The organism is Actinopolymorpha cephalotaxi (assembly GCF_013408535.1).
Lineage (GTDB): Bacteria > Actinomycetota > Actinomycetes > Propionibacteriales > Actinopolymorphaceae > Actinopolymorpha > Actinopolymorpha cephalotaxi.
Genome location: NZ_JACBZA010000001.1, coordinates 6,637,798 through 6,649,904, shown reverse-complemented (window position 1 = coordinate 6,649,904; position 12,107 = coordinate 6,637,798). Strand labels below are relative to the sequence as shown.

General features: G+C 74.1%; 9 protein-coding genes and 1 tRNA gene. 7 read left to right on the top strand and 3 right to left on the bottom strand.

The window, feature by feature from the left end:
• Positions 1 to 94: 94 nt before the first annotated feature.
• A complete protein-coding gene (selD, locus tag FHR37_RS29750; protein WP_092886001.1) occupies positions 95 to 1,144 on the bottom strand; it encodes a selenide, water dikinase SelD in 1,050 nt (349 codons plus the stop codon).
• 58 nt (positions 1,145 to 1,202) lie between these two features.
• Positions 1,203 to 1,619: a DUF3224 domain-containing protein gene (locus tag FHR37_RS29745; RefSeq protein ID WP_092885999.1), complete on the bottom strand. Its 417-nt coding sequence runs from the start codon at positions 1,617 to 1,619 to the stop codon at positions 1,203 to 1,205.
• A gap of 121 nt (positions 1,620 to 1,740) precedes the next feature.
• Here FHR37_RS29745 and FHR37_RS29740 point away from each other — a divergent pair.
• The 7 genes from FHR37_RS29740 (at position 1,741) to FHR37_RS29710 (ending at position 11,114) form a co-directional block, all read left to right on the top strand.
• Positions 1,741 to 1,835: transfer RNA gene (locus tag FHR37_RS29740), tRNA-Sec, on the top strand.
• A gap of 39 nt (positions 1,836 to 1,874) precedes the next feature.
• Positions 1,875 to 3,203, top strand: a complete 1,329-nt coding sequence (gene selA / locus FHR37_RS29735) for an L-seryl-tRNA(Sec) selenium transferase (protein ID WP_092885997.1) — start codon at positions 1,875 to 1,877, stop codon at positions 3,201 to 3,203.
• Between the two features lie 13 nt (positions 3,204 to 3,216).
• Positions 3,217 to 5,121, top strand: coding sequence for a selenocysteine-specific translation elongation factor (locus FHR37_RS29730; protein ID WP_092885995.1), 1,905 nt, complete (start codon positions 3,217 to 3,219; stop codon positions 5,119 to 5,121).
• Between the two features lie 68 nt (positions 5,122 to 5,189).
• On the top strand, positions 5,190 to 8,486 hold the full coding sequence (gene fdh, locus FHR37_RS29725; RefSeq protein ID WP_175542665.1) for a formate dehydrogenase: 3,297 nt from the start codon (positions 5,190 to 5,192) through the stop codon (positions 8,484 to 8,486).
• Positions 8,486 to 9,436: a 4Fe-4S dicluster domain-containing protein gene (locus FHR37_RS29720; RefSeq protein WP_175542664.1), complete on the top strand. Its 951-nt coding sequence runs from the start codon at positions 8,486 to 8,488 to the stop codon at positions 9,434 to 9,436. The genes fdh and FHR37_RS29720 overlap by 1 nt, the downstream gene beginning before the upstream one ends.
• The gene (nrfD, locus tag FHR37_RS29715; protein ID WP_092885986.1) at positions 9,433 to 10,452 is read left to right on the top strand and encodes an NrfD/PsrC family molybdoenzyme membrane anchor subunit; all 1,020 of its coding nucleotides are present in this window, start codon (positions 9,433 to 9,435) and stop codon (positions 10,450 to 10,452) included. Before FHR37_RS29720 ends, nrfD begins: the two co-directional genes overlap by 4 nt.
• Positions 10,452 to 11,114 carry a nucleoside/nucleotide kinase family protein gene (locus FHR37_RS29710; protein WP_092885984.1) on the top strand — a complete coding sequence of 221 codons (663 nt, stop codon included), beginning with the start codon at positions 10,452 to 10,454 and terminating at the stop codon, positions 11,112 to 11,114. The genes nrfD and FHR37_RS29710 overlap by 1 nt, the downstream gene beginning before the upstream one ends.
• On the opposite strand, the gene FHR37_RS29705 is transcribed toward FHR37_RS29710, so the two are convergent.
• Positions 11,109 to 12,071, bottom strand: a complete 963-nt coding sequence (locus tag FHR37_RS29705; RefSeq protein ID WP_092885982.1) for an MIP/aquaporin family protein — start codon at positions 12,069 to 12,071, stop codon at positions 11,109 to 11,111. The two genes, FHR37_RS29710 and FHR37_RS29705, sit on opposite strands and share 6 nt — an antisense overlap.
• Positions 12,072 to 12,107 lie beyond the last annotated feature (36 nt).

The window sequence follows — 12,107 nt, the reverse complement described above, 5'->3', positions numbered from 1 at the left end:
CGCACGTGGCCGCGAACGGATGAACGGATGGCCGGATGGATGGCTGGGATGGATGGCCGGATGGATGGTCAGAACGTGCGCGCGCCGCCGCCGCTCATCGGACCACGAGGACGTGCTCACCGCGCGGCACCAGCTCACCGATCACGGGCGCGCCCGGCACCTCGCCGGCGACCAGCAGGCCGCCGGAGGTCTGCGCGTCGGCGAGCAGCAGTGCCTCGTCGGCGGACACCGCGGACAGGTCCGCGTGCGGGGCCACCCAGTCCAGGTTGCGGCGGGTGCCGCCGCTGACGTAACCGTCCCGCAGCGCCTCCCGGGCGCCGGGGAGGTACGGCACCGCGGCGGCGTCCACGACCGCGGTCACCCCGCTGGCCCGCGCCAGCTTGTACAGGTGCCCCAGCAGGCCGAACCCGGTGACGTCGGTCGCGCACCGCACCCCCGCCGCCACCGCGGCCCGCGCGGCTTCTGCGTTGAGCGCGGTCATCGAGGCGACCGCCTCCGCGAACACCTCGCCGGTCGCCTTGTGCCGGGAGTTCAGGACGCCCACACCGAGCGGCTTGGTGAGGCTGAGCGGCACGCCGGCCCGGCCCGCGTCGTTGCGCATCACCTGGCCCGGGTCGACCAGACCGGTCACCGCCATGCCGTACTTCGGCTCCGGGTCGTCCACGCTGTGCCCGCCGGCGAGGTGGCAGCCGGCCTGCCGGGCCACATCGAGTCCGCCGCGCAGCACCTCGGTGGCCAGCTCGAACGGCAGCACGTCGCGGGGCCAGGCCAGCAGGTTGACCGCGACGACCGGCGTACCGCCCATCGCATAGACGTCGGACAGCGCGTTGGCGGCGGCGATCCGGCCCCAGTCGTACGGGTCGTCGACCACCGGCGTGAAGAAGTCGGTGGTGAGGACGAGCGCCAGGCCGTCGCGTACGCCGACGACGGCCGCGTCGTCGCCCGCGTCCAGCCCGACCAGCAGCTCACCCGGCGGCGTGGGCGCGCCCTCGTCAGCACCCCCGCCGCCGGCGAGGCCCGCGACGATCTGCTCCAGCTCGCCCGGCGGGATCTTGCAGGCGCACCCGCCGCCGTGGGCGTACTGCGTCAGCCGGATCGCGCCGGACTCCGCGGTGGCGTCGGAGGGCGTTCGGGTCTGCGTCATGCCCCCATGCTGCCCCGCCGCCCGGCCCACTCACCAGGTCGGGGAACTTCCCGGCCGCTCAGGGCCGGGTGAAGTCGTACTCGATCGCGTAGGTGTGGCCGCCGTCCTCGTGCACGGTGATCGTGACCTCGCCGCGGATCCCGGTGAGCTCGCCGGTCCCGGTGTCCGGGACGACGGTCACCGTCATGGTGCTGTACGGGCCCGCGTCGTCGGTCTCCATCGTCGCCGCGTGCTGGACGACGAAGGTGCCGGTGCGCCCGTCCAGGGTGCCGGTCATCCGCTCGATCGCGACGTACGCCGCCGACGTCGGCACCCGCCCGGCGACCGTGAGCAGCCGGGCCGTGCTCGTCCCCGTCAGGCCGCCGCGGAACTCCTTGCCGACGAGGACGCTCGCGATCGTCACGCCGCCGTCCTCCTCCTCGGTGGTGGCGTCCCAGCGGGTGATCTCGAAGCTTCCGGTCGCACGGTGTCCCATCGCGGTTCCTCCCTGTCCCGGCCCGTGCCTGTCCGCCGGGCTTCGGGGACGAGCGTTCCAGCCGTACCTGTCAACCTCTGTCAGCAACAGGTGGGGATGCCATGATGTGGCGGTGGTCCGTGGAGGCGTCTCCGGCCTGGTGGCCGGCACGGTCTTCAACACCGATGAGCGGCAGGAGCTGTCGCTGGCGGGTTCGATTCCCGTCCGCCTCCGCCACGGACGTACGCCCGTCCTCCCCACCGGAGTGAGCCCGCGATGACCGACGCCCGCCGCCGCGTACCCCGTACGGACGCCGTCCTCGCCGACCCACGGCTGGCCGAGCCGGCGCGGCACCTCGGCCGGGCCGCGGTGAAGGCGGCCGTCGTCGCCGCGCAGCAACGCGTCCGCGAGGGCCGGGTCGAGCCCGGGGCCCTCGTCGACGCCGTACTCGCCGGCCTGCCCGCCTCGGCCACCAGCCTGCGCCGGGTGGTGAACGCGACCGGCGTGATCGTGCACACCAACCTCGGCCGCGCCCCGCTGTCGGCCGCGGCCCGGGAGGCGCTGGACGTCGCCGCCGGGACCACCGACGTGGAGTACGACCTGGCCACCGGCGCCCGGGCTCGGCGCGGGCGGGGCGCCCTGGACGCGCTCGCCTCGGCCGTGCCCGACGCGGGCGGGGTGCACGTCGTCAACAACAACGCCGCCGCGCTGCTGCTGGTCGCGCTGACCCTGGCGCAGGGCCGGGAGATCGTGCTCAGCCGGGGCGAGTTCGTCGAGATCGGCGACGGCTTCCGGATCCCGGACCTGCTGGCGGCGAGCGGCGCCCGGCTGCGTGAGGTGGGTACGACGAACCGGACCACGCTCGCGGACTACGAGCAGGCGATCGGCCCGGACACGGGGTTCGTGCTGAAGATCCACCCGTCCAACTTCGTCGTGTCCGGCTTCACCGCCGGGGTGGACGTCGCCGGCCTGGCCGGGCTCGGCGAGCGCCTCGGCGTACCCGTCGTGGCCGACATCGGGTCCGGCCTGCTCGCCCCGCACCCGCTGCTGCCGGACGAGCCGGACGCCGCGAGCACCCTGCGCGCGGGCGCGACGCTGGTCACCGCGAGCGGCGACAAGCTGCTCGGCGGACCGCAGACCGGCCTGCTGTTCGGCGTACGCGAGGTGGTGGAGCGGGTCCGCCGGCACCCGGCCGCGCGGGCGATGCGGGTGGACAAGCTCACCCTCGCGGCGCTGGAGGCGACGCTGCGCGGGCCGGTTCCGCCGGTGCGCGCCGCGCTGGACGCCGAGCCGGCGGAGTTGCGGGTACGCGCGGACAAGCTCGCCGCCGCGCTCGCCGGAGCCGGGATCGACGCCACCGTGGTCGCCTGCCGGTCGGCGGTCGGCGGAGGCGGGGCACCCGAGGTGGAGCTGGCGAGCTGGGGCGTCGGCGTGCCCGCGGGATGGGCGGTGCCGTTGCGTACCGGCGACCCGCCGGTGGCCGGCCGGGTGCACGAGGGCCGCTGCGTACTCGACCTGCGCACCGTCGCGCCCGAGGACGACACCGTGGTCGCGGACGCGGTCGCCCGCGTCGCCGCGGGTCCGGCGCCCGGCGCGGGAACCTGAGGGCGGGCACGGGATGTACGTCGTCGCCACCGCCGGCCACGTCGACCACGGCAAGTCGACGCTGGTCCGCCGCCTCACCGGCATGGAGCCGGACCGCTGGGCCGAGGAACGCCGCCGCGGGCTGACCATCGACCTGGGCTTCGCCTGGACCCGGCTGCCCGACGGCCAGCCGCTGGCCTTCGTCGACGTGCCCGGCCACGAGCGGTTCGTCCCCAACATGCTCGCCGGCGCGGGGCCGGTGGCGGCCGCGATGTTCGTGGTGGCCGCCGACGAGGGGTGGCGGGCGCAGTCGGCCGAGCACCTCGCCGCGCTGGACGCGCTCGGCGTACGTCACGGGCTGCTCGTCGTCACCCGCGCCGATCTTGCCGACCCCGAACCCGCACGGGCGCAGGCGCTGGAACACCTCGCGGCCAGCACGCTCGGCTCGCGCGGCCCCGGCGGCACCGTCCCGTCGGTCGCGGTGAGCGGCCGCACCGGCGCCGGGCTGGACGACCTGCTGACCGAACTGGTCGCGCTGACCCGCCGGCTGCCCACGCCGGACCCGGACGCCGACGTACGGCTGTGGGTGGACCGCTCGTTCAGCGTGCGCGGCGCCGGCACGGTGGTGACCGGCACACTCACCGCGGGCACCATCACGGTCGGCGACACTCTTTCCGCCGCCGGTTCCGCCGCCGGTTCCGCCGCCGGCCGGCTGGTGCGGGTCCGCGGCCTGCAGGCGCTCGGCGAGGACGTACGAAACGTGTCCGGGACCGCCCGGATCGCTGCGAACCTGCGCGGTGTGGACCGTACGGACCTCGGCCGCGGCGACGCGCTGGTCACCCCCGGCGCCTGGCGGGAGACCGAGGTCGCCGACGTCGCGCTCCGGTCCACCGGGGATTCCGGGGATGCCGGAGCTGGCGGCGATGGAGCGGGCGAGCTGCCCGGGACGCTGGTGCTGCACGTCGGCGCGGCCGCGGTACCGGTGCGGGTCCGCCCGCTCGGACCGGACGCGGCCAGGCTCACCCTCGACCGGCCGCTGCCGCTGCGCACCGGCGACCGCGGCCTGCTGCGCGACCCCGGCCGGCACCAGGTCGCCGCGGGGGTGGTGGTGCTGGACGCCGCACCACCGGGACTGCGCCGCCGGGGTGCGGCCCGGGCCAGGGCGGCGACCCTCGAGCCGGTCCTACGGGAGGCGAGCGCCACCGACGAACCGACCGCCCCGGCCAACCTCGCCGCGTACGTCGCCGGTCTGCACCTGCGCGAGCACGGCCTGGTGCGCCGAGAGGAGCTCCGCGCGCTGGGGCTGCCCGAGCTGCCGCCGGACGGTCTCGACGTCGGCGCCGACTGGTGCGCGAACGCCGGCCGCTGGGCGGAGCTGATCAGCAGGGCACCGGAGGAGCTGGCCGGCTGGGAACGCGAGCAGCCGCTGGCCGCCGGCATGCCGTCCGACGTACTCCGGCAGCGTCTCGGTGTGCCCGCCGCCCTGCTCCCGGCCGTGGCCGGCGCCGCGCACCTGGTGCTGCGGGACGGTCAGGTACGCCGGCCCGGCACCGAGGCGACGCTGCCCCCGGCGGTGGAGAAGGCGGTGCGCGCGGTCGAGGACGACCTGGCCGCCGAGCCGTTCGCGGCACCCGAGGCTGCCCGGCTGGCCGAACTCGGCCTCGACACCCGCGAGCTCGCCGCGGCGGTGCGGGCCGGCCGGCTGCTCCGCGTCACCGACACGGTGGTGCTGCTGCCCGGCGCCCCGGACCAGGCCCGGCGTACTCTCGCGGCCCTCGACCAGCCGTTCACCCTCAGCCAGGCACGGATCGCGCTGGGCACGACCCGCAGGGTGGCGGTTCCCCTGCTGGAGCTGCTCGACGAGCGCGGCGTCACCGAGCGGCTGCCCGACAGCAGCCGCCGGCTCGCCCCGCGCGCCACTGTCAGCGAAGGGCGCTAGGGTCGAAAGCCACGCAGCACGACAACAGCAACAGCAGCACCCCTCGCGCGAAACCGCTGGAGGCGATCGTGGCCGTACGACAGTGGATCGAGGGCTGGCCGGTCTATCGCCAGCTCACCGGTCAGGATCCCCTCGGCCGCGGCGCCGCGGTCACTTCCGAGCACACCCGCCACCTGCGGGCGCGCACCGAGCAGGCCGACAAGGTGGTCCGGTCGATCTGCCCGTACTGCGCGGTCGGCTGTGGCCAGAAGGTCTACGTCAAGGACGGCCGGGTCACCCAGATCGAGGGCGACCCCGACTCCCCCATCTCCCGCGGCCGGCTGTGCCCCAAGGGCTCGGCCAGCAAGCAGCTCGTCACCAGCCCGAGCCGGGTCACCACCGTGCTCTACCGGCGGCCGCACGGCACCGACTGGGAACGCATCCCCCTCGACCGGGCGATGGAGATGGTCGCCGACCGGGTGCTCGCGACCCGGCGCGAGACCTGGCAGGACGAGGAGGACGGCAAGGTCACCCGTCGCACCATGGGCATCGCGAGCCTGGGCGGGGCGACGCTGGACAACGAAGAGAACTACCTGATGAAGAAGCTCTACACCGCGATGGGGGCGGTGCAGATCGAGAACCAGGCCCGGATTTGACACTCCGCAACCGTTCCCGGTCTGGGAGCCAGTTTCGGTCGCGGCGGCGCCACGACGTTCCAGCAGGACCTGAGCAACGCTGACTGCATCCTCATCGAGGGCTCGAACATGGCCGAGTGCCATCCGGTCGGGTTCCAGTGGGTGATGGAGGCGAAGGCCAAGGGCGCGCGGGTGATTCACGTCGACCCGCGGTTCACCCGTACGAGCGCGGTCGCCGACACCCACGTCGCGCTGCGGGCCGGTTCCGACATCGCGTTCCTCGGCGGGCTGGTCAACTACGTGCTGAGCAACGGCCTGGAGTTCCGGGAGTACGTCGCCGCCTACACCAACGCGGGCGCGATCCTGCGCGAGGACTTCCGCGACACCGAGGACCTCGACGGGCTGTTCTCCGGCTTCGACCCCGAGAAGGTCGCCTACGACACCGAGTCCTGGATGTACGAGGGGACCGAGACCGCACCGGCGGCCGGACAACGCGACCAGCCGGACGAGGACTCCGGTGGCGAGGGCGACGCCGGCACCGAACACGGCGGCCAACGGCACCGCGAGGCGGCTCGCGGTGAGTCGTACGGCAGCGGCGGTGCGGCCCTGCGCGCCAAGCCGCGGATCGACCCCACCCTCCAGCACGAGCGCTGCGTCTTCCAGGTGCTCAAGCGGCACTTCGCCCGCTACACCCCCGAGGTCGTGGAGGAGACCTGCGGCATCCAGGCCGAGCAGTTCCTCGACGTCGCCCGGGCGGTGACGGAGAACTCCGGCCGCGAACGCACCACCGCGATCGTCTACTCCGTCGGGTGGACCCAGCACACGGTCGGTGTGCAGTACATCCGTACCGCCTCGATCCTGCAGACCCTGCTGGGCAACATGGGCCGGCCCGGCGGCGGCATCATGGCGCTGCGCGGCCACGCCAGCATCCAGGGGTCCACCGACATCCCGACGCTGTTCAACCTGCTGCCGGGCTACCTCCCGATGCCGCACGCGCACCAGCACCGGGACCTCGACTCCTACGTCGCGACCGACGCGGGCCAGACCGGGTTCTGGGGCAACATGCGCAGCTACGCCGTCAGCCTGCTGAAGGCCTGGTGGGGTGACGCGGCCCAGCCGGACAACGACTTCTGCTTCGGCTACATGCCGCGGATCACCGGCGAGCACGGCACCTACAAGACGGTGATGGAACAGATCGCCGGCACCTGCAAGGGCTACTTCCTGGCCGGGGAGAACCCCGCGGTCGGCTCGGCCAACGCCAAGCTGCAGCGGCTCGGCCTGGCCAACCTCGACTGGCTGGTGGTCCGCGACCTGCAGCTGATCGAGAGCGCGACGTTCTGGAAGGACGGCCCGGAGATCGAGACCGGCGAGCTCGCGACGGAGGAGACCGGCACCGAGATCTTCTTCTTCCCGGCCGCCGCGCACACCGAGAAGGACGGCACCTTCACCAACACCCAGCGGCTGCTGCAGTGGCACCACAAGGCGGTCGAGCCACCCGAGGACGCGCGCAGCGACCTGTGGTTCTACTACCACCTCGGCCGGCTGATGCGGGAGAAGCTGGCCGGCTCCACCGACGAGCGCGACCGCCCGCTGCTGGACCTGACCTGGGACTACCCCACCGAGGGCCCGACCGCGGACCCCTCGGCGGAGGCCGTCCTGCGCGAGATCAACGGCGTCGGCCCGGACGGCGCGCTGTCGTCGTACACCGAACTCGCCGACGACGGCTCCACCGCCTGCGGGTGCTGGATCTACTCCGGTGTCTACGCCGGCGAGCACAACCACGCCGCGGACCGCAAGCCGGGCCAGGAGCAGAGCCTGGTCGCGCCGCAGTGGGCGTGGGCGTGGCCGGCGAACCGCCGGATCCTCTACAACCGCGCCTCCGCCGACCCCGAGGGCCGGCCGTGGAGCGAGCGCAAGAAGTACGTCTGGTGGGACGAGGAGCAGGGCCGCTGGACCGGTGAGGACGTGCCCGACTTCGAGCCCACGAAGCGACCCGACTACGTCCCGCCGGAGGGTGCCCGCGCCCAGGACGCGCTGGCCGGCGACGACCCGTTCGTCATGCAGGCCGACGGCAAGGCGTGGCTGTTCGCGCCGGCGGGCCTCACCGACGGCCCGCTGCCCGCGCACTACGAGCCGGAGGAGTCACCGGTCGCCAACCCGTTGTACGGCCAGCAGGGCAACCCGGTCCGGCAGCGTTACCCGCGCCGGCACAACCGCTACAACCCGAGCGGCACCGAGCCCGGCTCGGCGGTGTTCCCGTACGTCTTCACGACGTACCGGCTCACCGAGCACCACACCGCCGGCGGGATGAGCCGCACTCTGCCCTACCTGTCCGAGCTGCAGCCGGAGTTCTTCTGCGAGGTGTCGCCGGAGCTGGCGCGGGAGCGTGGCCTCACCCACCTCGGCTGGGCGACCATCGTCTCCGCGCGGACGGCGATCGAGGCGCGGGTGCTGGTCACCGCGCGGATGAAGCCGATCCGGATGCGCCGCCGGACCATCCACCAGGTCGGCCTGCCCTACCACTGGGGGCCGAACGGGCTCAGTGTCGGCGACGCGGCCAACGAACTGCTGTCGGTGGTGCTCGACCCCAACGTCCACATCCAGGAGGCCAAGGCCGCGACCTGCGACATCCGGCCCGGGCGGCGACCACGCGGGCGTGATCTGCTGGCCATGATGGACCGCTACCAGCTGCGGGCGGGTCTGCCGGCCGACACCCCGGCCCTCGACGCCCCGACAGGAGAGGCGACCTGATGAACAACCGCCTGGCGGGACCTCTCGCCGACCCGGCCGGGGACGCGGGCCACCCCGACGACCATCCGCAGCGGGTGGGGTTCTTCACCGACACCTCGGTGTGCATCGGCTGCAAGGCGTGCGAGGTCGCCTGCAAGGAGTGGAACGCGCTGCCCGAGGACGGCCTTGACCTCCTCGGCCAGTCCTACGACAACACCGGCGCGCTCGGGGCGAGCACCTGGCGGCACGTGGCGTTCGTCGAGCAGCAGACGCCGTCCACGCGGCCGGCGGTCGATCTCGGAATGCCCGGAGTCGGTACGCCGGCCCAGCTCGACCCGGCCACCGCGCGCACCGTCGGCGAGGACGGCGGGATCGGCGACGGCGCCGCCGGCGAGGACGCCGGAGCCCTGCGCTGGCTGATGTCCAGCGACGTCTGCAAGCACTGCACGCACGCGGCCTGCCTGGACGTCTGCCCGACGGGCGCGCTGTTCCGGACCGAGTTCGGCACCGTGGTCGTGCAGGACGACGTGTGCAACGGCTGCGGCTACTGCGTCTCGGCCTGCCCGTACGGCGTCATCGACATCCGCCCCGACAACGGCGGGGCGTTCAAGTGCACGATGTGCTACGACCGGCTCGGCGACGGGCTGGAGCCCGCGTGTGCGAAGGCGTGCCCCACCAAGTCGATCCAGTTCGGCCCGCTGGACGAGCTGCGGGAGACGGCCCGCGAGCGGGTGGCGGCGCTGCAGGAGGCCGGGGTGGACACCGCCCGGCTGTACGGCGCGGACCCCGACGACGGCGTGGGCGGCGACGGCGCGTTCTTCCTGCTGCTGGACGAGCCGGAGGTGTACGGCCTGCCGCCGGACCCGGTGGTGACCACCCGCGACCTGCCGGCGATGTGGCGGCAGGCGGGCCTCGCGGCGGCCACCGTCGCGGTCGCGGTCGCGGCGTCGTTCCTCGGCAGGCGCCGATGAGCACCCGTGAGGAACTCCAGGTCCCGAAGGCGGACTTCCAGTCGTACTACGGACGGCCGATCCTCAAGGAGCCGACCTGGAAGGTGCCCGACGTACCCCTCTATCTGTTCCTCGGCGGCATGGCCGGCACGTCGGCGACGATGGCCGCGCTCGCCGACCTGACCGGGCGGGAGGGACTTGCCCGCACCGGCCGGTACGCCGCGGCGCTCGGCTCGACCGCCAGCGTGGTCGCACTGGTGCACGACCTGCACCGGCCGACCCGGTTCCTGAACATGCTGCGGGTGTTCAAGCCGACCTCGCCGCTGTCGGTGGGGTCGTGGATCCTGGCGCCGTTCTCCGGTGCGGCCGGCGCCGCGGCGGTGTCCACCCTGACCGGCGTGCTGCCGGCCTGGGGACGCGCGGCCGGCGTCGCCTCCGGCGTCCTCGGCCCGGCGCTGTCCACCTACACCGCGGTGCTGCTGGCCGACACCGCGATCCCGGCCTGGCACGAATACCACCGCGAGCTGCCGTTCGTGTTCGGCGGAAGCGCGCTGGCCAGCGGGGCCGGCGCCGCGCTGCTGGCGGCACCGCCGGCCGAGCTGGCGCCGGCCCGCCGGATGGCGGTGCTCGGCGCCGGGATCGAGCTCGCCGCCGCCACCCGGATCGAACGCGGCGACGGCATCGTCGGCGAGCCCTACCGCACCGGCCGCCCGCGCAGGCTGATGGCCGCCGGCCGGATCCTCACCGGTGTGGGTGCGGGGCTGGCGCTGGCCGGCCGCCGCAGCCGGCTGGTGTCGGACCGGAACGCCCGGCTGCTGTCCGCGGCGGCCGGCGCCTCGCTGCTCGCCGGCGGGTTGTGCACGCGGTTCGGCGTGTTCTACGCCGGCCGGGTGTCCGCCGCCGACCCGAAGTACGTCGTGGTCCCCCAACGCGAACGCGCCGAGGCCGCTGCCGCGGGGAAGGCCGGCGGCACTACCGGGCCCGGCTCCCCGCCGAGTCCTGGCTCCCCGCCGAGCCCCGGCTCTCCGCCGCGGTGATGCGGGTCCGCGCCGTCAGCCCCGACCTGCTGGTCACCGAACTCGCCGACACGATCGCGAACCTGCCCGACCCCGGCACCAGCACCAGCACCGGCGCCGACACCGACGGCTGGATCCGGGTGGCCGTCGACGGCGCGCCCGCGACCCACCCGGACCGGTGGGCCGACGCGCTGACCGAACCGCTGCGCGAACGCGGCCGGGCCGTGGTGCGGGTCCGGGCGGAGGACTACCTGCGCCCGGCGTCGCTGCGGCTGGAACGCGGCCGGGAGGACCCGGACGTGCTGTACGAGGACTGGCTGAACGACGCCGGCCTGATCCGCGAGGTGCTCGAACCCCTCGACCCCGGCGGCACCGGCCGGGTGCTGCCCGCGTTGTGGAACCCGCGCACCGACCGGGCGCACCGCGTCGGCTACGTGACCGTCCCGCCCGGCGGGGTGCTCGTGCTCAGCGGCTCGCTGCTGCTCGGGCGCTGGCTGCCGTTGGACTTCGTGGTGCACCTGGACCTGTCGCCGGCCGCGCTGGCCCGGCAGACCCCGGACGACCAGCGGTGGACGCTGCCGGCGTACGACCGGTACGCCGCGGAGGCCGAGCCGGCCCGGGTGGCACAGGTCGTGGTCCGGCTGGACAAGCCCGAACGCCCGGCCGTGGTGGAGGGTTCATGAACCCTCGTCGAGCCCACCTTCGGCCGCACCCTCACCGGCCCGCCCGGCCGGCGGCCCCTCGGCCTGTGCCCGCCGCGCCGCGAGCACGTCGCCGATGAAGTAGTCGTACACGAACACGCCGATCACGCCGCCGATGATCGGCCCGATGATGGGTATCCAGAAGTACCAGCTGAACGCCCCCGGTATCGAGCCCGGTAAGGCGACGTCACCCCAGCCGGCGATCCAGGCGAAGAAGCGCGGCCCGAAGTCGCGGGCGGGGTTGATGGCGTACCCCGCGTTCGCACCGAACGACAGCCCGATCGCGCCCACCACCAGGCCGGTGACCAGCGGGCCCATGTTGCCCGCGGGTGCCAGGTTGCGCTTGTCGATGACGGCCACGATCAGCAGCAGGAGCAGCGCGGTGCCCACGATCTGGTCGACCAGCGGCCCGACCCAGCTGCCGTGGAAGTACGGCGCGGGGAAGGTGGCGAAGGCCGAGAACGTCACCAGCGCCTTGCCCGAACCTCGCGGCGTGTGCTCCGCCGCGTCGGTGGCGTTGAGCGCGGAGTTGTAGACCGCGAAGATCACCGCGGCCCCGACGAACGCCCCGGCCACCTGCGCACCGATGTAGGGGCCGACCTTGTTCCACGGGAACTGCCGGCGCACGGCGAACGCCAGCGTCACCGCGGGGTTGATGTGCGCGCCGCTGATCCCGCCCGCGACGTACACCGCGAACATCACCGCGAACGCCCAGCCGAAGACGATCAGCAGCCAGTCACCCGCACCGACGAAGAACGTCGTGGACGTGGCCGTACGCCCCGATCCGGGCAGGCCGGCGACCGCCATCGCGACCGCGCCGTCACCGAACAGGATCAGGATGAAGGTGCCCAGGAACTCCGCGAGGATCTCTCCCCACGTACCGCCGACGCGTTTCAGCCCGTGTGGGCCCCGCCGCAACGCGGGGATCTCTTCGCTCACCCCTCGCCCCTTTCCCCGGTGGACCTCTCCCCCTGT